This is a genomic window from Diplocloster modestus (genome assembly GCF_019042245.1).
GTDB classification, from domain to species: domain Bacteria; phylum Bacillota; class Clostridia; order Lachnospirales; family Lachnospiraceae; genus Diplocloster; species Diplocloster modestus.
This window is the reverse complement of record NZ_JAHQCX010000019.1, coordinates 1-23,662: the sequence shown is the minus strand read 5'-3', so window position 1 is coordinate 23,662 and position 23,662 is coordinate 1. Positions and strand designations below refer to the sequence as shown.

Annotated in this window: 20 protein-coding genes and 1 other annotated feature; of the genes, 3 read left to right on the top strand and 17 right to left on the bottom strand. The window is 48.0% G+C overall.

Annotated elements, in window-relative coordinates:
* Positions 1-12: 12 nt before the first annotated feature.
* Positions 13-1,587 (top strand): response regulator, encoded by a 1,575-nt coding sequence (locus KTH90_RS20625; RefSeq protein ID WP_158353631.1) that lies wholly within the window; start codon positions 13-15, stop codon positions 1,585-1,587.
* Between the two features lie 137 nt (positions 1,588-1,724).
* Here the strand turns inward: KTH90_RS20625 and KTH90_RS20620 are convergent, their stop codons facing one another.
* Positions 1,725-2,351 carry a DUF4352 domain-containing protein gene (locus tag KTH90_RS20620; RefSeq protein WP_158353633.1) on the bottom strand — a complete coding sequence of 209 codons (627 nt, stop codon included), beginning with the start codon at positions 2,349-2,351 and terminating at the stop codon, positions 1,725-1,727.
* 323 nt (positions 2,352-2,674) lie between these two features.
* On the opposite strand from KTH90_RS20620, the gene KTH90_RS20615 reads away from it, so the two are divergent.
* Entirely contained in the window at positions 2,675-3,007 is a 333-nt protein-coding gene (locus tag KTH90_RS20615; RefSeq protein WP_158353635.1) for a helix-turn-helix domain-containing protein, read from the top strand.
* Positions 3,008-3,168: 161 nt separating this feature from the next.
* Here the strand turns inward: KTH90_RS20615 and KTH90_RS20610 are convergent, their stop codons facing one another.
* Complete coding sequence (locus tag KTH90_RS20610) at positions 3,169-4,506, bottom strand: serine/threonine protein kinase (RefSeq protein WP_238727403.1); 1,338 nt, start codon at positions 4,504-4,506, stop codon at positions 3,169-3,171.
* Between the two features lie 80 nt (positions 4,507-4,586).
* On the opposite strand from KTH90_RS20610, the gene KTH90_RS20605 reads away from it, so the two are divergent.
* Positions 4,587-5,009 (top strand): hypothetical protein, encoded by a 423-nt coding sequence (locus KTH90_RS20605; protein ID WP_158353637.1) that lies wholly within the window; start codon positions 4,587-4,589, stop codon positions 5,007-5,009.
* A 305-nt stretch (positions 5,010-5,314) separates the two neighbouring features.
* Here the strand turns inward: KTH90_RS20605 and rpoC are convergent, their stop codons facing one another.
* From rpoC to KTH90_RS20530, 15 genes are all read right to left on the bottom strand, one after another.
* Positions 5,315-8,950, bottom strand: coding sequence for a DNA-directed RNA polymerase subunit beta' (rpoC, locus tag KTH90_RS20600; RefSeq protein WP_158353639.1), 3,636 nt, complete (start codon positions 8,948-8,950; stop codon positions 5,315-5,317).
* 16 nt (positions 8,951-8,966) lie between these two features.
* Positions 8,967-12,809 (bottom strand): DNA-directed RNA polymerase subunit beta, encoded by a 3,843-nt coding sequence (rpoB, locus tag KTH90_RS20595; protein ID WP_158353641.1) that lies wholly within the window; start codon positions 12,807-12,809, stop codon positions 8,967-8,969.
* Between the two features lie 150 nt (positions 12,810-12,959).
* Positions 12,960-13,160 (bottom strand): hypothetical protein, encoded by a 201-nt coding sequence (locus KTH90_RS20590; protein WP_158353643.1) that lies wholly within the window; start codon positions 13,158-13,160, stop codon positions 12,960-12,962.
* A gap of 91 nt (positions 13,161-13,251) precedes the next feature.
* A complete protein-coding gene (locus tag KTH90_RS20585) occupies positions 13,252-15,498 on the bottom strand; it encodes a leucine-rich repeat protein (RefSeq protein WP_238727402.1) in 2,247 nt (748 codons plus the stop codon).
* 330 nt (positions 15,499-15,828) lie between these two features.
* On the bottom strand, positions 15,829-16,206 hold the full coding sequence (gene rplL / locus KTH90_RS20580; RefSeq protein ID WP_158353647.1) for a 50S ribosomal protein L7/L12: 378 nt from the start codon (positions 16,204-16,206) through the stop codon (positions 15,829-15,831).
* 81 nt (positions 16,207-16,287) lie between these two features.
* Positions 16,288-16,884 (bottom strand): 50S ribosomal protein L10, encoded by a 597-nt coding sequence (gene rplJ / locus KTH90_RS20575; protein ID WP_158353649.1) that lies wholly within the window; start codon positions 16,882-16,884, stop codon positions 16,288-16,290.
* Between the two features lie 141 nt (positions 16,885-17,025).
* Positions 17,026-17,167 (bottom strand) — a sequence feature (ribosomal protein L10 leader region).
* Positions 17,168-17,201: 34 nt separating this feature from the next.
* Complete coding sequence (rplA, locus tag KTH90_RS20570) at positions 17,202-17,894, bottom strand: 50S ribosomal protein L1 (RefSeq protein ID WP_158347479.1); 693 nt, start codon at positions 17,892-17,894, stop codon at positions 17,202-17,204.
* Between the two features lie 91 nt (positions 17,895-17,985).
* Positions 17,986-18,411, bottom strand: a complete 426-nt coding sequence (rplK, locus tag KTH90_RS20565) for a 50S ribosomal protein L11 (RefSeq protein ID WP_158353651.1) — start codon at positions 18,409-18,411, stop codon at positions 17,986-17,988.
* 93 nt (positions 18,412-18,504) lie between these two features.
* Complete coding sequence (gene nusG, locus KTH90_RS20560) at positions 18,505-19,020, bottom strand: transcription termination/antitermination protein NusG (RefSeq protein WP_158353653.1); 516 nt, start codon at positions 19,018-19,020, stop codon at positions 18,505-18,507.
* Positions 19,021-19,036: 16 nt separating this feature from the next.
* On the bottom strand, positions 19,037-19,297 hold the full coding sequence (gene secE / locus KTH90_RS20555; protein WP_158353655.1) for a preprotein translocase subunit SecE: 261 nt from the start codon (positions 19,295-19,297) through the stop codon (positions 19,037-19,039).
* A 31-nt stretch (positions 19,298-19,328) separates the two neighbouring features.
* Positions 19,329-19,478 carry a 50S ribosomal protein L33 gene (gene rpmG, locus KTH90_RS20550; RefSeq protein ID WP_158347487.1) on the bottom strand — a complete coding sequence of 50 codons (150 nt, stop codon included), beginning with the start codon at positions 19,476-19,478 and terminating at the stop codon, positions 19,329-19,331.
* 169 nt (positions 19,479-19,647) lie between these two features.
* Positions 19,648-20,064, bottom strand: coding sequence for a PH domain-containing protein (locus KTH90_RS20545; RefSeq protein WP_238727401.1), 417 nt, complete (start codon positions 20,062-20,064; stop codon positions 19,648-19,650).
* Between the two features lie 33 nt (positions 20,065-20,097).
* Positions 20,098-21,264 (bottom strand): GGDEF domain-containing protein, encoded by a 1,167-nt coding sequence (locus KTH90_RS20540; RefSeq protein ID WP_158353659.1) that lies wholly within the window; start codon positions 21,262-21,264, stop codon positions 20,098-20,100.
* Positions 21,265-21,390: 126 nt separating this feature from the next.
* Entirely contained in the window at positions 21,391-22,068 is a 678-nt protein-coding gene (locus tag KTH90_RS20535; RefSeq protein ID WP_158353661.1) for a D-lyxose/D-mannose family sugar isomerase, read from the bottom strand.
* 435 nt (positions 22,069-22,503) lie between these two features.
* Positions 22,504-23,463, bottom strand: a complete 960-nt coding sequence (locus tag KTH90_RS20530; RefSeq protein WP_158353663.1) for a CPBP family intramembrane glutamic endopeptidase — start codon at positions 23,461-23,463, stop codon at positions 22,504-22,506.
* Positions 23,464-23,662 lie beyond the last annotated feature (199 nt).

The following is a 23,662-nucleotide window of genomic DNA, read 5'->3' as shown; positions in this document are numbered from 1 at the left end:
AAGGAGTATATCATGTTCAAAATATTAATCATCGACGATGAACTGCTGGTTCGGGAGCTGATTAAGAAGAGTGTAGACTTCTCTTCTCTCGGGTTCGAAATCATAGGAGAGGCCAAGGACGGCAGTCAGGCTCTGACCATGATCGGAGAACTTCACCCGGATCTCCTGCTGCTGGATATTAACATTCCCATGATCAACGGCATAACGCTGGCAAAAAAAGTGAATGCCCAATATCCGGAGATTCAGATCATTATCCTGACCGGCTACAGTGAATTCGACTATGCGAAAGGCGCCATCGAAGCCGGTGTTCTCGATTATCTGCTGAAACCGCTGAACAAAACAGAATTTACTAAAGCCCTTCTGAAGGCAAAGGATCTTCTGTCCCGCCAGGCATCCATGCAGCAGACGATCCATAGCTATCAGATGCACCAGAATCAGCTGGATAAAGAGACCTTATTTCTAAAATTAATCGAGGGCACAGAGGATTATGATTCCCTGGATCTGGAGCTTCTGGTCCGTTCGGGTATCGAACCGGATCACGGCTCTTTTGGACTGGCGGCTATCCTGATCGACCGTCTGGACGAACTTTTTTCCGCACAGATGGAGAAGAATCTTTGGAAATACGCGGTAGCCAATATTACCCAGGAAATACTGGATTCTTCCTTTGTCTGCGCAGTATTTCAAGATATCCATAACCATATTATTGCCCTCGTCTCGTTGGACACACCGGATAAGGAGAAGCTGTTCCATTCCTGCTGCCACCAGATCTGCAGCTCTGTCCATGATGCCCTGAAGTTTACGGTTACTCTGGGAATCCCTGCTTTGTTCACAAGTCTTAACTCCTTGTCATCCGCCTATCAGGATGCCTTGTGGGCGTTGGATCATCGTTTTTTAATGGGCAACGCCCGCTGTATATTCCGGGAGGATCTAAAGCCCTCCGCCGGCCCGCCGGCCGGCTGTGTGGAACCAGGCGGACTGCTTCTGGACCTGCGTTCCGGCAGTTATGAAAAAGCTTATAACCAGGCGGAAACCCTGTTGTCCAAGAGTCAGAGCCGTGAGCAGATGATCTTTTTGGCTGTGCGGATATTATCTGATCTTATTACCTGTCTGGAAGATAACCGGATCAGCTCCGATCATTTTGAACTGAATGAGATGTTAAAGAAACTGCTCTCCATCGAATTGGGTATAGAATTAAAACAGTATGTACTGGACCGGCTGTTGGAAGCCTCAGAACTGCTCTCCGATTCCTCCGGCCTGAAGCAAAACCGGACGATTCATGAAGCTATCCGCTATATTGACCAGAATTATGCGGACAGCTCCCTGACGCTGACCGGGATAGCTAAAAAACTATACCTGAATGCCTCTTATCTAAGCTATCTGTTCAAGCAGGAGACAGGTCTCTCCTTAAGCGAGTATCTGACAAAAGTACGTCTGCGGGAAGCAAAACGGATCCTGGATGAACATGCCGGGTGTCCTTTGTCTCTGCTGGCGGCGTCAGTGGGTTACAAGGACGAATATTATTTCAGTAAATGCTTTAAAAAAGCCTATGGTATCTCGCCTAAGAAATATGCGGAACAAAAAAAGTAAAGACAGCTGCACCTTGCTGTCTCTACTTTTCTTAACTATGACCAATCTCATGTCAACAAATAATTCTTATCTTTCAATCTTTCCCAAAAGGATAACTTCTGATTCTCTGCCTTACTTATCTCCTTTACTATGATAATTTATTTCTGATAAATAAATGTAAGCTTTTTCCCAGACCACATATCAGGCTCAAAATTAACTTCAAACTCTTTCCAGTCTTCCGGCACCTCATAAGCGATCACACCATTCATCTTCTTACCCGGCGCCACTGTTCCGTCCAGTTGTTTATTGCCCTCATCTGTAATCAGTCCGGTAATACTTTGATTTACCGCATAGCTGTCTACGTAAGCGTCAAAGCTCATGATGGAACTTACAGCCAGTTCCTTTTCCGACTGGTTATCGATCGTGAACTCACATAGTAAAAATACATTCCCCTCTGCAGGTTCATTGTACTGTTTCCCCTTATTTTCCGTCACGCTTTCCAGGGTTACGGTGACATCCTTCATGGCGGCAGGTTCTCCCGGTCCGTAGCTGTCTTTATCTCCCTGGTTTTCAGTCTGTTTATCTTCCTGTCTCTCATTTATATCTTTTGTATCCGTATTATCATCCTGCGTTGATGCGGTGTCGGCGTCCGTACTTTGTATCTCTTTCTTCTTATCCATGTCTTTGTCACTGCCGCCTGCGGTACCAACAATGATTAGCAAAACAACTACTACTATTATCCAGAACCACCACTTTTTCCATAACGGTTTCTTTTGTCTTTCCATTTCCAGCTATCCCCTTTTCCTATTCTTTTTCGATACTTCTCATCGCTATTCTTATCATTCTATTTCTGTAGGAATATTTCCTCCACCTTCCAGGCTCTAACGTATTTATCTATATTTTTTCTATAATATTCCTATCTATTCCTTTAAACTGTTTGTTTATTATAACCTGCCCTCAATCCTTAAGCTCCCTATCTTTTATAGATTGTACCATTAGATGTATAAAAATGCAACTATTAGTTATTATTAATTATACATTTAGTTTGTTATCAATTACTCATTCCAAAGGTAGAATTTGTTTAGACTATTAATAAGGAGAAACATTTATGGATTATCAGGCTTTAGGAAAACGCATCCGGGAAGAGCGCCTTAAACTTCATCTAACCCAGGAAAAACTGGCAGAAGACATCGGTGTGTCCAATACCTACATCGGATTAATCGAACGTGGGGAACGAAGTGTAACCCTGGACACTTTGGTCCGGCTTGCGAACCGGCTTGGAATTACAATTGACTATCTTCTCCAGGATTCTATAGATCCAAAAGATGATGTTTACGAAAATATATGGCGGCAGCTTTTTTACAACGCTACATCGGATCAGCAAGAAATGATGATAAATGTTGTCAAACTGCTGTTGAACTATACTTCACATCCTCATTAAGCACCAATAGGAACACTTATTGTGAAAGAAAGCAGAACCTTTCTTACTATTTGTTTCGTAATCGAAGGTACGCAAAATTCCTAAAATAAAATGGGGAATTCCTGTGTTTCACTATACAGGAATTCCCTTTTTAATTGGTATGCTCGCAGCATACACCGTCATTATTTATTCAGCGTATTAAAAATTTGGCCAATAATGGCACCCAATAAAACGATAATACAGCCCGATCCGACTCTGATCCATCTGGCCGGCCACGCACCTATTTCCCGGACCCCCGGAACTTTACGGTCTATATACCCCAGGTTTGTAAACAGTATAAATGGCAGTACCACCTCCATCAAATAGAGAATTATAAACAATAAAACCGGGTAGTGCATTTCTAAAAACGCAGCAGCCATGGCATATCCCCACAATACCGCAAATAAATATCCGAACACACCCACTGCCATTTTCCAGCCAAAGCCGGTTCGAAAACCTGGGATCGACTTAAGAATTCTGACCGCCTTCGGAGCATCCGGCTTTAAGGCATAGGTCTCCATTTTCTTTTCCCGCTCCAATTTATGTTTCGCCATCATGGCCTTAAACGCTTCCCTGCGTGATATCTTCAAATGGTTTTGCTGTCTGCCCTCACTGTTTTCCTCTCCCGTACCAGGTATCGTCCCGGATGATACTTCTCTGGCTGTCCAAATCTCGGATGATATCTGCTTCGCTGCAGCACGCTTAGCCGTTGCTAATTTGGTCGAAGCAGGCTTAGCTATTGCTGACTTAACCGGGACAACTCTGCCCGCCGCAAGGCTGGCTGCGATCTGCCCTACGTCAGAGAATCTCCCGGCAGGATCCAGCGCAGTAGCGGTCTCTATGATCTGGGAAAATGGCTGCCTCTGATACCTGTTTTCACCAGGCAGCTTACCCGTCAGCATAAAGTTTAACACCACACCCAGCGCATAGATATCCGTACGGCTGTCCGTCTGAGTAAATCCAAACTGTTCCGGTGCCGCGAAACCGACCGTCCCCAGTATCGTCGTATCCTGTACGCGATCCGGTTTCCGTACCCGCGCGATATCAAAATCAATCAGTTTCACAAAACCATCCAGTGTAATAATTATATTGTTCGGTGTAATATCCCGGTGGACAATATTATGGCCATGCAGCAGCTGCAGTACATTACACAGCTGTATCATATAGTTTGCCGCCTGCTTCTCCGGCCTGCATCCATACGACTTCACATACTCCTCCAGAGTAATCCCTCCGGCATATTCTTCGATCACCGTATAATGCCTGTCCCCAGGAACCACCTCCACAACCGGTACCAGCCCGGGATGCCCAAGCGTCATCAGGTACTGATAGATCCTCCCCTGTTCCGCAGGCACCTTTTTTCTGACATAAATCCGCCCGTTCACCGCATTCTCCACCAGGCTGGTTTCCTTCCCGTCCTTCGCGCTGAACACCTTCAAAACCATATATTTAGAATCCATATAATCGTCCTTCAGATTCGACATGCTCCCACCCGCATCTTGCTTTTTTCTAATATCTATTCTAACATAAAGGTAACAAGAAATCGAACAGGAGATCATCAAGTATGGAGAAAAGTACGCAGGAGCTGCTGGACATCCTAAAATCCACGGAGAATATCAACGAATATATCCAAGTACAGCAGCAAGAACTTCTGGATCTGACATTACCAGAATTATTAGAAAAACTGATGGACATTCAGCAGCTTTCCAAAGCTGATGTAATCCGTGCTTCCGGCCTGGACCGTATCTACGCCTATCAGATTTTTTCCGGAACAAAAAAACCATCCTTAAACAAATTATTAGCCTTATCCTGTGGCATGCATCTGACTCTGGACCAGACGCAGCAGCTATTAAAATCCGCCGGCTATCCGATCCTATACGCCCGTAAGCAGTGGGACAGTGTAGTAATCTTTTCCATCCTGAAACAGTTAACCCTTCCTCAAGTCAACGATCTGCTATATGAACTCAACCTCCCCCTAATCGAATAAAAGCAAACCAGCTGGAACACGCGCGCCAGCTTTAATTAAAGCAGGGAGGAGAGCGAAACAGCGTGGCCTTGCGGGGCCGGGAGACTTTGGTTTCTCCCTGAGCGGGCATATGGCGGCTGTGCAGCAGCTTAGTGAAATCCGAAAGCCGGATTCCACTTAGCTGCTGCCAGCGCAAGCCATAAGCCCGCCCAGGGAGAAACCAAAGTCTCCCGGCCCCGCAAGGCCACGCTGTTTCGCTCTCCTCCCGTCCCACCAAAAAAACCCGGCCGTCCCCCGCAACAGTAGCGGTTTCCGGCCGGATTCCTCTATTCTTCTTCTACAGTGATCAATTCTTCTTCGATCTCTTCCAGTTCCTCATACTCTTCCGACAATTCGATATCATCATACTCATCCATATCGCAGTCCAGCTTCACATTCCGATAACGCTTCATGCCGGTACCGGCGGGAATCAGCTTACCGATGATAACATTCTCTTTCAATCCGATCAACGGGTCAACCTTGCCCTTGATTGCCGCCTCGGTCAGAACCTTGGTGGTCTCCTGGAAGGATGCTGCCGACAGGAAGGAATTTGTCGCCAGAGATGCCTTGGTGATACCCAGCATGATCTGCTTGCCTTCCGCAGGCTCCTTGCCCTCTTCGGTCAGCTTCTGGTTCATCTCATCATAATCCAGAACATCAACCATGGTACCCGGAAGGAATTCCGCGTCTCCGTTATTCTCGATACGGACCTTCTTTAACATCTGGCGGACGATGACTTCGATATGCTTATCATTGATCTCCACACCCTGGAGCCGGTACACTCTTTGTACCTCCTGGATCATGTAGTCCTGAACTGCACGGACGCCCTTGATCTTCAACAGGTCGTGGGGGTTTACGCTACCTTCGGTCAGCTCATCTCCAGCTTCCAGTTCCTGGCCGTCTGCCACCTTGATTCTGGATCCGTAAGGGATCAGATAGGTTTTGGACTCGCCGGTATCATTGTTGCTGACGACGATCTCACGTTTTTTCTTGGTATCCTTGATGGTGGCGATACCTGCGAATTCGGAGATAATCGCGAGACCCTTCGGCTTTCTGGCCTCGAAAAGCTCCTCGACACGGGGAAGACCCTGTGTGATATCATCACCGGCCACACCGCCCGTATGGAACGTACGCATAGTCAGCTGGGTTCCGGGCTCACCGATGGACTGAGCGGCTATAATACCGACCGCCTCGCCGACCTGAACGGCTTCACCGGTTGCCATGTTGGCACCGTAACATTTCGCGCAGATACCAATATGGGATTTACAGGTCAGGATCGTACGGATCTTAACCTTGTCAAGAGGCCGGCCCTTATCGTCCACACCGTTGGTCATCACATTGGCAGCCCGCTTGGGCGTGATCATATGGTTTGCTTTTACGATTATATTTCCTTCCGCGTCTACGACCGTTTCCGCCGCGTATCTGCCGGTAATTCTCTCCTGCAGGCTTTCGATCTCTTCCTTGCCGTCCATGAATGCTTTCACATACATGCCGGGGATCTCTTTCCCCTCACAGCAGTCTACCTCGCGGATGATCAGATCTTGTGATACGTCTACCAGACGTCTGGTCAGGTAACCGGAGTCAGCAGTACGCAGCGCCGTATCGGACAGACCCTTTCTGGCTCCATGAGCAGACATGAAATATTCCAGTACGTCAAGACCTTCACGGAAATTAGACTTGATGGGCAGCTCAATCGTACGTCCGGTCGTATCTGCCATCAGACCACGCATTCCGGCCAGCTGTTTGATCTGCTTATCGGAACCACGGGCTCCGGAATCGGCCATCATATATATATTGTTATACTTATCCAGACCGGACAGCAGTGCTTCGGTCAGCTGGTCATCCGTATTCTTCCAGGTCTCAACTACTTCTTTGTAACGCTCTTCTTCCGTAATCAGACCACGTTTATAGTTCTTGGTTATCTTATCTACCGTATCCTGTGCTTTTTCGATCATTTCCGGCTTCTGCGGAGGAACCGTCATGTCGGATATGGATACCGTCATCGCGGCGCGGGTGGAATATTTATATCCCATCGCCTTGATATCATCCAGCACTTCCGCGGTCTTGGTCGCGCCATGGGTATTGATGACACGCTCCAGAATCTGTTTTAAGCCTTTTTTGCCTACATGGAAATCCACTTCCAGTTTCAGCTCGTTCTCCGGAATACTCCGGTCCACGAAGCCCAGATCCTGAGACAGGATTTCATTGAACAGGAAACGGCCCAGGGTCGATTCCACATTGCCGGTAACGATTCTGCCGTCGGGCATTTTCTTCGTCATCCGGACCTTGATCATAGCGTGCAGATCCAACGCTTTATTTTCATAAGCCAGGATCGCTTCATTTACACTCTTAAAGCACTTGCCCTCCCCTAATACCCCGGGTCTGTGCTGAGTCAGATAGTAGATACCAAGCACCATATCCTGGGACGGAACGGCCACAGGACCACCATCGGAGGGTTTCAGCAGGTTGTTGGGTGAGAGCAGAAGGAAACGGCACTCCGCCTGCGCTTCCACGGACAGAGGCAGATGGACAGCCATCTGGTCACCGTCGAAGTCTGCGTTGTATGCGGTACATACAAGGGGATGCAGTTTAATCGCCTTACCTTCCACCAGGATCGGCTCAAATGCCTGGATACCCAGACGATGCAGCGTAGGAGCTCGGTTTAACATAACCGGATGCTCTTTGATCACTTCTTCCAGTACATCCCAGACTTCGGGCTGGAGACGTTCCACCATCTTCTTGGCATTTTTTATATTGTGAGAGGTGCCGTTGGACACCAGCTCCTTCATAACGAAAGGTTTGAACAGCTCGATGGCCATTTCCTTAGGCAGACCGCACTGGTAGATCTTAAGTTCCGGTCCTACCACGATAACGGAACGTCCGGAATAGTCTACACGCTTACCCAGCAGGTTCTGCCGGAAACGTCCGGATTTACCCTTTAACATATCAGACAGCGATTTGAGGGCGCGGTTACCAGGACCGGTTACCGGGCGGCCTCGTCTGCCGTTATCGATCAGGGCGTCTACCGCCTCCTGGAGCATTCTCTTCTCATTTCTGACAATGATATCAGGAGCGCCCAGGTCCAGAAGTCTTTGCAGACGGTTATTACGGTTGATAATTCTGCGGTACAGGTCGTTTAAGTCGGAGGTGGCGAAACGGCCGCCGTCCAGCTGCACCATAGGACGCAGATCCGGAGGAATTACCGGAACCACAGTCATGATCATCCATTCCGGACGGTTTCCGGATTCCCGGAACGCCTCTACGACTTCCAGTCTCTTGATGATTCTGGCTCGTTTCTGGCCGGTGGACTCCTTTAAGCCTTTCTTTAAGTCCGCGGCTTCTTTTTCCAGATTGATGGCTTCCAGAAGCTCTTTGATGGCTTCCGCACCCATACCGACCCGGAACTTGCTGCCGTATTTATCCCTGGCTTCCTGGAACTCTTTCTCGGTCAGGACCTGTTTGTACTGCAGGTCGGTCTCGCCTTTCTCCAATACGATATAGGAGGCGAAATATAATACTTTTTCCAGCGTTCTCGGCGACAGATCCAGGATCAGTCCCATACGGCTGGGAATTCCTTTAAAATACCAGATATGAGACACGGGAGCCGCCAGCTCGATGTGACCCATACGCTCACGGCGGACAGATGCTTTCGTTACTTCAACACCGCATCGGTCGCAGACAACGCCTTTGTATCTGATTTTCTTGTATTTACCACAATGGCACTCCCAGTCTTTGCTGGGCCCGAAAATTCTTTCACAAAACAAGCCGTCTTTTTCCGGTTTCAATGTTCTGTAATTGATTGTTTCCGGTTTTTTCACTTCACCTCTGGACCATTCCCGGATCTTCTCAGGAGACGCTAATCCGATTCGAATCGCGTCAAAGGTCATCGGTTGGTATGCTTCACTGCTTGTCGTTTCCGGCATTTATGGGTACCTCCTTCTATTCTTCGTCAAGGATCTCGTCAATTTCGAAAAGTTCTTCTTCGTCTTCTTCCTCTTCCTCGACGTCTACCAGCTCTCCATCATCAAATTCCTGCTTGCTGAATCCGTACTCGCCTAAGGATTCATTGGCCGCGGGCTCAAAACCGTTGTCGCCTTCAATGATTGAATGCAAATCTGTCTCACCGTATTCGGTGCTTTCCATAATTTCAACTTCGGTCTTGTCATCGCGCAGCACACGGACATCCAGGCCCAGAGACTGCAGCTCTTTTAAAAGAACCTTGAAAGACTCCGGAATTCCGGGTTCCGGAATGTTGTCGCCTTTGATGATTGCTTCGTAAGTCTTCACACGGCCTACCACGTCATCCGACTTCACAGTCAGGATTTCCTGCAGGGTATAGGAGGCGCCATATGCTTCCAGCGCCCAAACTTCCATCTCGCCGAAACGCTGTCCGCCGAACTGAGCTTTACCGCCCAGAGGCTGCTGCGTAACCAGGGAGTAAGGGCCTGTGGAACGGGCATGGATCTTATCGTCTACCAGGTGATGGAGCTTCAGGTAATGCATGTGTCCGATCGTTACCGAACTGTCGAAGAATTCTCCGGTCCGGCCGTCCCGCAGACGGACTTTACCGTCTCTGGAGATCGGAACACCCTTCCACTCACCCCTGTGAGCGCGGTTTTCATAGAGATAATCCAGCACATCCGGCAGAAGCTCATCCCCATGTTTCTCTTTAAACTCATCCCAGCTCAGATTGACATAGTCATTGGCCAGTTCCAGCGTATCCATAATATCATTTTCATTCGCTCCGTCGAATACCGGCGTCGCGATCTTGAATCCCAGCGCTTTGGCGGCCAGGCTTAGATGGATCTCCAAAACCTGTCCGATGTTCATACGGGAAGGCACACCCAGAGGGTTCAGCACGATGTCTAACGGGCGTCCGTTGGGCAGGAAAGGCATATCCTCCACCGGAAGAATACGGGAAACCACACCCTTGTTACCGTGACGGCCTGCCATCTTATCGCCGACGGAGATCTTTCTCTTCTGCGCGATGTAGATCCGCACCGCCTGATTCACTCCCGGAGATAACTCATCGCCGTTTTCCCTGGTAAATACCTTGGCATCCACAACGATACCATACTCACCGTGGGGAACTTTCAGGGAAGTATCTCTGACTTCTCTGGCTTTCTCACCGAAGATCGCACGCAGCAGCCGCTCCTCAGCGGTCAGCTCAGTCTCACCCTTGGGGGTAACCTTGCCGACCAGGATATCTCCTGCACGTACCTCGGCACCGATCCGGATAATACCTCTCTCATCCAGATCCTTTAACGCATCATCGCCGACGCCCGGAACATCTCTGGTGATCTCTTCCGGCCCCAGCTTCGTATCTCTGGCTTCCGCCTCATATTCTTCGATATGGACAGAAGTGTATACATCTTCCTGTACCAGACGCTCGCTCAGCAGAACGGCATCCTCATAGTTATAGCCTTCCCAGGTCATGAATCCGATCAGCGGGTTCTTGCCCAGTGCGATTTCTCCATTATTGGTAGACGGACCGTCCGCCAGGATATCCCCGGCCTCCACCCGGTCCCCTTTGAATACCACGGGTCTCTGGTTATAGCAGTTACTCTGGTTACTTCTGGAGAATTTGGTCAGATGGTAGACATCCCTGGTCCCATCATCACATTTTACCACCACTTCATTGGAAACAGAGCGTTCCACCACGCCGGGATGCTTCGCGATCGCGCAGACACCGGAGTCAGCCGCAGTCTTGGCTTCCATACCGGTACCCACGATCGGGGCTTCGGTGGTCAGCAGCGGCACGGCCTGACGCTGCATGTTGGAACCCATCAGCGCACGGTTGGCATCGTCATTTTCCAGGAAAGGGATCAGCGCCGTAGCTACGGAAAATACCATCTTCGGGGATACGTCCATGTAGTCGAACATGCTCTTCTCGTATTCCTGCGTCTCCTCGCGGTAACGGCCGGATACGGACTTATGGATAAAATGTCCGTCGGCATCCAGCGGCTCATTTGCCTGCGCCACATGGTAATTATCCTCTTCGTCGGCGGTCATATAGACAACTTCCTCCGTGACGATGGGGTTATGCTTGTCGGTCTTATCGATCTTCCGGTAGGGAGCCTCGATAAACCCATATTCATTAATTCTTGCATAGGTGGCAAGAGAGTTGATCAATCCGATGTTCGGGCCTTCAGGCGTCTCGATGGGGCACATTCTGCCGTAATGGGAGTAATGCACGTCACGGACCTCGAATCCGGCACGGTCTCTGGACAGACCACCCGGTCCCAATGCGGACAGACGTCTCTTATGGGTCAGCTCGCCCAACGGGTTATTCTGATCCATGAACTGGGACAGCTGGGAACTTCCGAAAAATTCCTTCACCGATGCGGTCACCGGCTTGATATTGATTAAGGACTGGGGTGAGATTCCCTCCAGATCCTGTGTCGTCATACGTTCCCGAACCACACGTTCCAGCCTGGACAGACCGATCCGGTACTGGTTCTGAAGCAGCTCACCTACGGCGCGGATACGGCGGTTGCCCAAATGATCGATATCGTCGTCATTTCCGAAGCCATGCTCCAAATGCATATTATAGTTGATGGAAGCCAGAATATCCTCCTTCGTAATGTGCTTCGGAATCAGTTCATGCACATTCTTACGGATCGCTTCCTTAATATCTTCCAAATCACTATTTTCTTCCAGTATTTTTTTCAACACCGGGTAGTATACTAATTCTGTAATACCTACTTCTTTCGGTTTTACATTTACGAAATTGGTGATGTCCACCATCATGTTAGAGAGGATTTTTACATTGCGCTCTTCTCCCTGCATCCACACAAAGGGAACCGCAGCGTTCTGTATATCATCCGCCAGGCTGCGGGTGACTTCCATACCGGCTTCCGCCAGTATCTCTCCGGTGTTAACATCTACCACATCCTCGGCCAGAACCTTTCCTCTGATCCTGTTCTTGAGCGCCAGTTTTTTGTTGAATTTGTATCTGCCGACTTTCGCCAGGTCATATCTTCTGGGGTCGAAGAACATGCTGGTGATAAGGCTTTCTGCGCTTTCTACGGCCAGGGGTTCGCCGGGACGGATCTTTTTGTATAATTCTAAGAGACCCTCCTGATAATTTTCAGCAGTATCTTTCGTCAATGTAGCCAATATTTTCGGTTCCTCACCGAACAGATCTATAATCTCCGCATTCGTGCCGAATCCCAGCGCACGCACCAATACGGTTACAGGTACCTTTCTGGTTCTATCCACGCGGACATAGAAAACATCGTTGGAGTCTGTCTCATATTCCAGCCAGGCACCACGGTTGGGAATCACAGTTGCAGAATACAGTCTTTTACCGATCTTATCATGACCGATCGCATAGTAGATACCGGGAGAACGAACCAGCTGGCTGACGATAACACGTTCCGCTCCATTGATAATGAAGGTTCCGTTTTCTGTCATGAGAGGAAGATCACCCATGAAAATCTCATGCTCGTTGATCTCGTCGTTCTCTTTGTTATAGAGTCGCACGCGGACCTTTAAGGGCGCCGCATAAGTAGCATCCCGCTCTTTGCACTCTTCGATGGAATATTTCACATCGTCTTCGCACAGAACGAAATCTACAAATTCCAAGCTCAACTGACCGCTGTAATCAGCGATTGGAGAGATGTCTTCAAAAACTTCTTTCAGACCTTCGTCCAGAAACCATTGGTAAGAGTCCTTCTGAACTTCAATGAGGTTGGGCATTTCCAGAACTTCTTTTTGTTTTGAATAGCTCATCCGGACGTTCCTGCCGCTTTGCATCGGACGTATTCTGTTTTTCTCCATTGACGTTTCACCCCTTGCTTATTTTTAAATGCCTGTTTTCCTGGTACTACCAATACACCTCCAAAAGGGCATAGAGATAGAAGGCATATGTCACCACAATAGTGCATTTTTCATGATAACACAGGGATTTTTTTGTGTCAAGCTATATTTTTAGAAATTTTGAATTACTTTTTTTCCGCCAAACCAACGGCTTGTACACTCATTTCCTGCCTTTTTCCCGTTTTTTATCAAATTTACATAACGAAAGCATTTGATACCTATTTTTCCTTTATAGATAATCGACAGAAAATATATATTACATACCTTTATTCTATTATTTTTTCTATCCGCTTCACCTTTTTTATTTCTCACTGCCGGACCTCACACCAGTACCTTATAATAGGAAGAAAAAGATCTGCTTCCGCTGGAAGTGAGATCCGCCCGAACTGGATTCTGCTGCTATTCAGATCCGCTCGAACTGGAATCCGCGTTTCCTGGCATAAGCCTCCGCACAGGAACCAGGGCTGCTTTTGATCGTCATATAAGATTTACAGCCGAGAAACGCGCTGTCTTCGATCTCCTTTACACTGACCGGGATCGTGACAGAACTCAGGAGCGTACAATTTTTAAAAGTGTCCCAGGCGATCTTACGAACGCCTTCCGGAATCTCAATGGTACTGATCGCGCTGCAGCCATTGAAAGCAGAATGTCCAATGGCCCTTACACTTCCGGGAAGTTTGACATTCTTCATTCCCCAGGTACAACGGGAAAAGGCGGAAGCCCCAATCTCCTGAACACCATCCGGAATCTCCATGTTCAATATTTTACACATTGCAAACGCGGAATCTCCGATTTTACGGACACTTTTGGGTATCGTAACCTGATCAAGGTTCGCACATCCGTAAAAAGCCCTCTGTGGAATATCCCGGATTCCATCAGGGATGACGATTTTTCTAAGACTCGTACAACCGGAAAAAGCACCTATCCCGATGGACTGTACGCTGCCGGGGATGGTAACGTTCCGGAGATCCTTACAGGAATCAAATGCCGCATTGCCGATGGATATAAGCCCTTCCGGCATTGAAACCGTGCTCAGATCGCCGCAGTGTTCAAAGGCGGATTTTCTGATATGGCGCAGCCCCTTCGGGAGGCTGACCGAGTACGGGCGCGGAGGATTCTTTGCGAACATATTCCTGAATGTACCTTTCAGTGAATTTGTCATGAAATTGTTGAACGCATCTTCGCCGATTTCACAAAAGCCCTCCGGCACCTGGATCATGGCAACTCCCGCAAACATTTGCTCCGCCAGCTCTTTTGTCAGGATCCTGGGCGTCAAGGGCCGCGGGGGCGTGGGTTGTTTTTGTGCATCAGCCTTCACAATAGCGTCTGCATCTATAACAGAGTCTTCATGTAGGACTGTCTGTTCATCCACTGCTTTATTCTTAGGTTCTTCGCGGCTGACTTTCTCCCGCAGCAGTGCATAAGCCATCCCCACCGCCACCGTATCCTGTGGCTTCCCGCTGATCCGGATCCTGGACGGCTCCGCCTGTATCTTAGGCATGGTGACCTCTCCCAGCCGGGGTGCCTTACCCGTCAGGATTTCAGGTATAAAATACCACTGACTGTGTCCCCCGGTCAAAAACACCAGATCCACGCTCTCTCCTCCCGCAAAGCTTTGAGATCCCTTTGCGGCCTCTTCCAGGCAGCCGTTTACCAGCACTGCAAAGTTTTTCAGATATTCGCAGGCCGTATTCTCCAATTCCCTGCGGCTGATCATCGGTGAGAAATCCGGCAGCAGCGGGAACGGATTTTTCACTGCTTCAAAATAAGCTACTTCCTTTCCCCTTTTCAGCGTCCGGGAAACTGTGATTTCCTTCCAGGTCTTGATCGTTTCGATATATTTCTCCCGGAAATTATCCGTAAAATAGGAGGGGACGACCTCACTGTTTTGTCTTAGATAGTTCTCCACAAAACCGCACAGGATGCTGTCTATCTCTTTTCCTCCAAAGCAAATGGACGTTTTCTCATCCGGCCAGGTAGTGAGAATCTCCGTACGCCCTTTCTCATAGCGGCAGACCGCCAAATCGGTGGTTCCCGCTCCCATGTCCGCGAACAGCAGATAAGCGGGTCTCTCAGCGGACAGAAGCTTCTGCTCCCGCAGCTCCTTCTCCCCCTGAACCATCAACGCCTTCACCGCGGCTTCCGGTTCCGTGATCCCTCTCACATTGCGAAATCCGGCTTCCCTGGCCGCCGACACTATGATTTCCCGCTCCTTTGGCCCATACTTGGCCGGATAGCTCACGAAGACGATCTCCTCATCGGAGTTATCCCCCAACTGTATGGATTGCTGCCGGTACTGGCGGTACAGATAGCCGAAGAACTGGCGCGTCAGCCAACGGGCACGGCTTCTGATCTCTTCCTCACCGCTCTCCAGGTCTGTCTTAAAATTTCTCCAGGTCTTCATACCAGGCTGTTCGCTGGCCGCGAACCGTCCGAACTCGCAGTCCGCCTCCGCCACCTTAAGCTCGGGGCTGATCACCGCGTCATCCGGGATCTGCACCAGCGTGGGGACATTATCGTAGCCGTCAAATATCACATTGGAGACAGACAGCCGGTCCCCCATAGGCTGACCATTTTCCTCGTACCTTTTCACCCTCACCACAGAGGTGCTGGTTCCAAAATCAATACCCACTACCCGCTTTACACTCATATTCTCTCCCCTTTCCTTTATGCCGCCGTATCTGATTACGTCTATATTAGCATTATTGATACCCCTGCACGGCAGTTGGGATTTTTTAACCATCCAAACGGCAAAATTTAACGGCCGGAAGCCGGAAAATCCGTTATGCTTTTATTATAACTGAGAACCGAGTAAAAGCAAAGTGCCGCGACGAGGTTCAAAGGCAGATAACGAAAGGTCCGAAAGGGGACATGTCCATTCTGGTTTGGGACATGTCCAAACCAGAATGGACATGTCCCCTTTCGGACCTTCGTCAAAAAACCCCGGCGGTCACCCGCCGGGGTCTCAATGTGCACACGATTATTTAAGAGTAACTTTCGCGCCTTCGCCTTCCAGTTTGGTCTTAATTTCTTCAGCCTCATCCTTGGAAGCAGCTTCTTTTACAACCTTGGGAGCGTTGTCAACCAGATCTTTGGCTTCTTTCAGGCCCAGACCGGTAACTTCACGAACCACTTTGATAACTTTAACTTTGTTCGGTCCGATCTCGGTTAATTCTACGTCGAACTCAGTTTTCTCTTCTGCTGCTGCACCTGCATCTCCAGCGGCTGCTGCTACTACAACGCCTGCTGCTGCGGATACACCAAACTCTTCTTCACAAGCTTTTACTAATTCATTTAATTCCAGTACGGATAACTCTTTGATCGCTTCGATAAATTCAGCGGTGGTCATTTTTGCCATTTTTATTCCCTCCATTATTTTCTGATATTTTACTTATTTTCATTGATTACCGCCGCGGCGGCCGTTCTTTCTGGTTCCCGATTATTCAGCTGCAGGAGCTTCTGCCGCTTCTGCTTCAGCTGCGGGTGCTTCGGCTGCTGCCTCTGCTGCAGGTTCTTCTGCTTTTACTTCCGCGTCAGCGGGAGCTGCTGCTGCGCCGCCTGCTTTCGCAATCTGGTCAATAACACGGGCAAAGTTTGCAATAGGAGACTGGATACTTCCAAGGAATTTCGCCAGCAGTTCGTTTCTGGTCGGAACCTTGGCAACCTCTTCGATGCCTGCTGCATCATAATAAGTACCTTCTACTACGCCAGCTTTTAATTCCAGCTTCGGAGCAGTCTTTGCGAATTTTGCCAATACTCTTGCGGGAGCAGTCGCATCTGTGGTAGAGATCGCGATCGCGCTGGGTCCTTCCAGATGGGGGGCCAGGCTTTCGAAATCCGTCCCCTTGAAAGCAAAGTTCATCATGGTGTTCTTATATACTTTATAAGTAACGCCTGCTTCTCTTAACTCTTTACGGAGTTTGGTATCTTCTTCTACCGTCAAACCACGGTAGTCAACCAATACAACCGCCTGTGCGTCTTTGATCTGCCCTGCAATTTCTTCGATTACGGGTTGTTTTAACTCAACTTTTGCCATTGAACGTGTGCACCTCCTTATAGATTTTGTACTGCCGAAATGTGTGATTCCACACTTCGCGAACTTTTTCTATTAACAGGATTCCTTTAGAATTCCAGGCTAGGAATTCTCCGCCAGCGGCGGGCCGCATAAGCGGCATCTTCCTCGAACAAGAAAAGGCCCCTCTGTCCTAAGACAAAAGAGGCCCAAATTCATTCTAATCATTAGAAATCATTCTCCTCGGCAGGTGGTTGCCCTTACGCCTTACGGCACCTGCTGTCTTCGGCAGCGATTGCTTTGCTAGTATAGCATTATTTATATAGGATGTCAACTGTGATTTAAGCTAACTTCGCGGTGTTCAGTTTAATTCCAGGTCCCATGGTGGAAGTCATGGTGACGCTCTTTAAGAACTGACCTTTTAATGCGCTCGGTTTCGCTTTCACAACTGCATCCATCAGCGTCTGGAAGTTGTCTGCTAACTGATCTTCTGAGAAAGAAGCTTTCCCAATTGGCACGTGGATAATGTTGGTCTTATCCAAACGGTATTCAATCTTACCTGCTTTGATATCCTGTACGGCCTTGGTAACGTCCATGGTAACCGTACCGGCTTTCGGGTTGGGCATTAAACCTTTCGGTCCAAGTACACGGCCCAGACGGCCTACGATACCCATCATGTCCGGAGTAGCGACAACTACGTCGAAATCGAACCAGCCTTCATTCTGAATCTTCGGAATCAGTTCGTCTCCGCCAACAAACTCCGCGCCTGCTGCGCGTGCTTCGTCTGCTTTCTCGTTCTTGGCAAATACCAGAACGCGAACCTGTTTTCCGGTTCCATGAGGCAGTACAACCGCTCCACGGATCTGCTGGTCTGCGTGACGTCCGTCACAACCGGTCTTGATGTGGACTTCGATGGTCTCGTCAAATTTTGCAACTGCGGATTTCTTTACCAGAGAAATCGCATCTGCGGTATCATATTGTACACTGCGGTCTACTAATTTCGCAGCTTCCTGATATCTTTTTCCTCGTTTCATTCCAATAACCTCCTAGTGGTAGTATCGGGAGTTCGGGTCCATGCCCTTACCCTCCCACGTAATAAGTTTACTTCTCAATTGACGGGTATGCCTACTCTTCAACTGTGATTCCCATACTGCGGGCTGTTCCTGCGATCATGCTCATAGCTGCTTCTACGCTTGCTGCATTTAAGTCAGGCATCTTCATTTCCGCAATTTCCTGAAGCTTTGCTTTGGAGATGGTAGCTACTTTTGTTTTGTTGGGTACAGCGGAACCGGATTTCAGATTGCAGGCTTTCTTAAGCAATACTGCTGCCGGGGGAGTCTTCGTGATAAAGCTGAAGCTTCTGTCAGCATATACGGTAATTACTACCGGAATGATCAGATCACCCTTATCCGCAGTTCTCGCATTGAATTCCTTTGTGAACTGTACAATATTTACACCGTGCTGTCCAAGAGCAGGACCAACCGGCGGAGCCGGGGTAGCTTTTCCGGCAGGAATCTGCAATTTAATATAACCTGTTACTTTTTTTGCCATGTCAGGCACCTCCTAAAATTGTGGTATTATCGGGAGCAGCGGCACATGCCCTTACCCTCCCACGATCTGGCCGTAACCAGACCCTGTCTGCTGTTACATCTTTTTCACATCTGTGAAACTGATCTCCACCGGGGTCTCCCGGCCAAAGAGTTCCACGTTGATGATCACGCTTTGCTTGCCGTGGTTCATGGACTGGATGACACCAACCGTATCCTTCCACACTCCGCCGATGACGATAATCGTATCGCCCTCCGCAAAGTCCACAAGCACATTCTCCGACTTGATCCCCAAAGGCCGCATCTCTACGTCAGTGAGCGGTACAGGCTTCGAGCCAGGCCCGACAAATCCGGTAACTCCTCTGGTATTACGGACTACATACCATGTATCATCATTCATAATCATGTTGATGAGCACATAGCCCGGAAACATCTTCTTTTGTACCGACTTCTTAGCACCGTTTTTGACTTCAACTACATCCTGCATGGGAACCCGGACTTCCAGAATCTGGTCCTCCAGATGCCGGTTTTCAATGGTCTTTTCAATGTTGGCTTTTACCTTGTTTTCATACCCGGAATAGGTATGTACAACGTACCAGTTTGCTTCTGACATAAAATCACCCTTGTCCTTACTTTACTAGGAAATCCACGCCGTACCGGATAATTAAATCCAGGCCCGCGATCACTAACCCCAGGACGACTGATACGGATACAACCGCAGCGGTCTGTTTCAAAAGTGATTGTTTGTCCGGCCAAATGATTTTCTTGAATTCTGCTTTTAATCCTTTGAACCAGCTCTTCTTCGGAGCTTTGTCCTTCTTATCGGACTTTTCTGTTTTTACAGGCTTTTCCACCGGAGCGGTGTTCTCTGTATTTGCAGTATCTCCCATGATCTCACTTCCTTTTTTCGTTTTCCCAGGATTATTTGGTTTCCTTGTGTAACGTATGCGCCTTACAGAATTTACAGTATTTCTTCGTTTCCATTCTGTCGGGATGGTTCTTCTTTTCTTTTGTCATGTGGTAATTACGTTGTTTACACTCCGTACATGCCAATGTGATCTTAACGCGCACAACTTCCACCTCCACTTAATTTCGTTTTTTAGGCATAAAAAAAAAGCCTCTACTTCCATTCGCTAGTATACTATAGCACAAATGGGATGAATTCGTCAAGGCTTTTTGTTATGAACAAGGTATGGGAAATGTGTATGAACGGATACGACATTTGCAGGTAGTCGTATCGTCACAGTTGTAAGCTTTTTATAAAGTCTTCTTTGTTTTTTGGAGAGATACCTACTGTTTTTATCAACTGGCCGTCTCTGTATTTTACATATAGGCGGCTGGAACTAAGCGCCGGTTCTCTCTGAAAGGATTTTCCGGGAGTAATCTCTATTATCTTATCACATGAGATATCGTTTTTATAAAACCCGCTTTTGATGACCAGGGTTTTATCTTTTATTATATATCTTGTATTTAGAATAGGATAGATGATTGAAAAAAAATAGGCAGCCGCTGCTATGACATACGCAAGTATTACGGCCAGCCGCTCCTGTGAAGAAACCGGATTATATCGTACAATAAGAAGCGGCAGGAGGAGCACGATTGCTATGATAATTGCAATGAGATAAAAAGTTCCTTTTTCACTTTGATATTCTTTCATCTTTTCTCCCACGTGCGTGTCTCCGCACATACTCTATTCTTGGACTGATTTCATGGCCTTTTTGGTTTCATACATGAGTTTATCGGCACGGCGGTAGACATCGGTCAGGGTTTTGTCCCGGGCTGGATCGTATTGGGCGGAACCTGTGGCTATGGAAAGCTGAATTTCATTTTTCTGGTTATCCTGATCCAGACAGGAATGGATTTTGGCCAGGATAGCCCGGACCATGTCAGGGACCTGGGAGGCGGGGCCAGTCAGGAGGATCACGAATTCATCTCCGCCTATCCGGTAGGCAGAATGGAATTTTTCTACTGCGAACGAGATAGCGCTTGCGGCCCGGCGGATATAATCGTCTCCGACGGTATGGCCGTATGTGTCATTAATCTCTTTGAGATTGTTCAGGTCCATGCAGATGATCGCCATGCTCTGTTCCCGCAGCCGGCTGCCCAGGTTGGTAATGTCCACCTCGAAGGAGTTCCGGTTTTTTAGGCCTGTAAGGTAGTCTGTGTTGGCAAAATCCTTGTATAAAGGGTTTGAGATCCTCTTGAATATCTTAACGGATACGGCGGCGGAGACCAGGCAGATCAAAAGTACGATAAACGGGGCTGTTATGCGCAGTGTTTTGTAGGTGTGGTACTGGCTGTGCGCGTCGAATTCGATACCCAGAACGCCGACTACCTCATTTCCGTCATGGACGGGGTAGTAACACACGAAGATGTCACCCCAGCCGGTGTGTTTGATGTCGTCCGGGTAGACGATCCGGTCCTGCAGGGCCATTTCCATCTCTCCCCATATCTCATGCTCGATGGGATCTCCCGGATTCCGAAAATCGGGACTGTCATAACTTAAGCCGTCGACGATATAGATGAGGTCCCCGGAATCTGTCTTTTTGGCCGTGTACAGATACCTGACACCGGTGGCAGCTTTCACGTTTTCCAGTTTTTCTTTCATACTTTTATAGCTGGGATTTTCACGGCCGCCGTAGTCTTCTATTTCGTAAAATGTACTTTTGTCCAGATCTTGTTCTACATAATGATAGATTGATTCCGACCTGTTCTCCAGGGAACGGATCATGCCGTCATAGGTGGTACGGTATCCGATCATGAAGATCATTCCGCTGGCGATCAATACCAGAATGGCAGTATATATACAGACCTGGACATCCACCCGGTTCCATTTGTCTTTTCTCTTATTTCCCATAACGTCAGCCCTTTAGATACACAACCGCCCTGCACACTTACCGTATGGTATGTGTTCAGGGCTATGTAGTGATTTTTATCTTTACGCACTATCAGTTTTGCTTTTTCCGACTTTGCTTTTTTTCCTTTATTCTGCAGCCGGGTATTCAAAGCAGAGCAGCCGGTAAGGCGCCTCGTCTTCTTCGATATCCGGGAATCTCCCTACATTCTCATAAAAACGGTTGTCGGTGTTGTCGTCGTTACACATGGATACTTCGCCGATCAGAACATCCCCAGTTCCGGGCATGACATCAAAGTCGTGATACTGGTGGGGCCAGATCGTGATGCTCTCTCCGGGCTTTAATTCCACGCCGGTCCCCGCCGTAGCGCTGTAGGAACGTCCGTCCGCGTTGATGAGCACATCGCTTCCGTCCAGTTCCCCGTCCTTGTCATTGTACATGTGGATGATCAGGGTTCCGCCTCCACGATTGATGATATCTTCGGATTTGATCCAGTGGAAATGCATAGGGGAGTGCTGTCCCTCTTTTAACATAAGAAGTTTTTCCGCGTAGACTTTCTTGTATTTAGGATTGTTCTGATTGCCGTTTCGGATGGTCACCAGGGCGAATCCTACTTTTCCCCAGTCGCCCAGGCCGTAATCCGTGATGTCCCAGCCCAGCATATTGTCCCGGATCTCGTCGTATTCGTGTCCTTTGGTCTTCCACTCTTCCGGCGTCCAATTGCAGAAGGGCGGCAGATGGAATCCGTTGTCCTTTGCTAATTTCTCCATGTAGCGGATGATTTCGTTAATTTCTGAACGTTTCATTTTCCTTATCTCCTTTTCCGGCACTATTTAGCGCTTACTGCTCTATCTGTTACTATTTTTTATAGCTATGAGCACTTAGTGCCTGTATTTCAGGCGCTTACGTGCGATGCATGAATAATAGTCAGCGAGGATTTTTCGAGCGCTACTATTTTTTTAGCAATTCGCATCTACCACTGTTTTTTACCGCTTCAGATAGGTATACTAGGGCGTTATTATTTTATCATATCATAGTCTAACTTATTCTGCCAGACCTATCTTTTCCTCCTTCTTATCCGTCTCCTCCCAGTGCCAGCCCTCACCCCTGGCCTCGGACCGTTGTACTAAAAACAGGCAGCCTGCATTCCGTTCACGGAAACAGCCTGCCAATTTAACAGCTCTGCAATCAAAAAGTTTTAGATCTTAATGGTACTTTTAATCTGCGTCAAACGATAATTCTCAATTATTATCCTTCTGTTTCCGGTTATCATTTATAAAATCATATTCAGAATTCCTGTAGTAATATCTTACGAAGAGAAAGCCCAGCAGGATTACTATGGTGGTTAGAATTCCTCCTTCTACGCCGAATCCTCCTCCGTTCAGGATGTTGTCATGGGTAAATTCGGTGGTTATGAATCCAGGGATGTTAAGGCCGCTGACCGGCATACCATAGATGACGCCCTGAAAGGTATTCCAGGTGAAATGATATCCGATGCACATCCATATATTTCCGGACTTGATATACATGTAGGAGAAAAGGATTCCGACTAATATGATATTTAATACGGACAAAAAGGTTACATTAGGGTTCATCAGGTGAAGCAACCCAAAGATAACGGATGGAACCAGCACAATAAAATAGATGTTCCGTGTTCTTCTCAGAGCCCCCATGATAAAACCACGGTTTAATATCTCTTCCCCAAACGCTACCAGAACAAAGACTATAATCCACATCACCCCCGGCCCGGTGATCCGAGGAACCAGGGAAACTACATGACCGCCGCCGGCCGTTATGATAATGAAAAAAACGATTGTACAGCTGACAATGCCCAGCAGCATTCCCACACAACAGTCTTTCTTAACAGGTCCCGCGGAAGACAGACCCATTTCCCGTGCCGGGCGTTTCATGACAGATCTCCATGTAATAACGCAGATCAGGATCATCACCATATCAGTTAGAACTTGCATTATAATCGGTAAAGCGACATTATTGAGCCAGTCCACATACGCTGAAAGCTCTCCCGTGACTTCGTTGATATCCCCTGTGGAGATTAAGTATTTTCTCATTGCTTCGATCAGTAGAAAGCTTAGGACATACGTTATGAGATAGTAAGCTACCATCACGGTCAGGATAATCCACCCGGACCGCACCTGCCCATACTTGTTCTTAACCAGCTTGTTGTTCCATAATTTTTTCATATGATTCCCGCTTTCTTCGGTATGTTTTTCTACGTCTTTTCCACTCTTATGTGTTTATTATAAGGGAAGCTGCATGATATGTAAATTATTTCCGTAACAACAGTTCTAATTTTCACATTTTTTTACTATTCACGGCCAATGTCAGTTAGTTAAGGATAAACATATGGGATAATAGAATAAATATCCCACTTTGTTTGAG

Excerpts from the sequence above, each read along its gene's own strand:
- KTH90_RS20625 (WP_158353631.1), top strand. The coding sequence starts at position 13 with ATGTTCAAAATATTAATCATCGACGATGAACTGCTGGTTCGGGAGCTG.
- KTH90_RS20620 (WP_158353633.1), bottom strand. The coding sequence starts at position 2,351 with ATGGAAAGACAAAAGAAACCGTTATGGAAAAAGTGGTGGTTCTGGATA.
- KTH90_RS20615 (WP_158353635.1), top strand. The coding sequence starts at position 2,675 with ATGGATTATCAGGCTTTAGGAAAACGCATCCGGGAAGAGCGCCTTAAA.
- KTH90_RS20610 (WP_238727403.1), bottom strand. The coding sequence starts at position 4,506 with ATGTCGAATCTGAAGGACGATTATATGGATTCTAAATATATGGTTTTG.
- KTH90_RS20605 (WP_158353637.1), top strand. The coding sequence starts at position 4,587 with ATGGAGAAAAGTACGCAGGAGCTGCTGGACATCCTAAAATCCACGGAG.
- rpoC (WP_158353639.1), bottom strand. The coding sequence starts at position 8,950 with ATGCCGGAAACGACAAGCAGTGAAGCATACCAACCGATGACCTTTGAC.
- rpoB (WP_158353641.1), bottom strand. The coding sequence starts at position 12,809 with ATGGAGAAAAACAGAATACGTCCGATGCAAAGCGGCAGGAACGTCCGG.
- KTH90_RS20585 (WP_238727402.1), bottom strand. The coding sequence starts at position 15,498 with ATGAGTGTAAAGCGGGTAGTGGGTATTGATTTTGGAACCAGCACCTCT.
- rplL (WP_158353647.1), bottom strand. The coding sequence starts at position 16,206 with ATGGCAAAAATGACCACCGCTGAATTTATCGAAGCGATCAAAGAGTTA.
- rplJ (WP_158353649.1), bottom strand. The coding sequence starts at position 16,884 with ATGGCAAAAGTTGAGTTAAAACAACCCGTAATCGAAGAAATTGCAGGG.
- rplA (WP_158347479.1), bottom strand. The coding sequence starts at position 17,894 with ATGAAACGAGGAAAAAGATATCAGGAAGCTGCGAAATTAGTAGACCGC.
- rplK (WP_158353651.1), bottom strand. The coding sequence starts at position 18,411 with ATGGCAAAAAAAGTAACAGGTTATATTAAATTGCAGATTCCTGCCGGA.
- nusG (WP_158353653.1), bottom strand. The coding sequence starts at position 19,020 with ATGTCAGAAGCAAACTGGTACGTTGTACATACCTATTCCGGGTATGAA.
- secE (WP_158353655.1), bottom strand. The coding sequence starts at position 19,297 with ATGGGAGATACTGCAAATACAGAGAACACCGCTCCGGTGGAAAAGCCT.
- KTH90_RS20545 (WP_238727401.1), bottom strand. The coding sequence starts at position 20,064 with ATGAAAGAATATCAAAGTGAAAAAGGAACTTTTTATCTCATTGCAATT.
- KTH90_RS20540 (WP_158353659.1), bottom strand. The coding sequence starts at position 21,264 with ATGGGAAATAAGAGAAAAGACAAATGGAACCGGGTGGATGTCCAGGTC.
- KTH90_RS20535 (WP_158353661.1), bottom strand. The coding sequence starts at position 22,068 with ATGAAACGTTCAGAAATTAACGAAATCATCCGCTACATGGAGAAATTA.
- KTH90_RS20530 (WP_158353663.1), bottom strand. The coding sequence starts at position 23,463 with ATGAAAAAATTATGGAACAACAAGCTGGTTAAGAACAAGTATGGGCAG.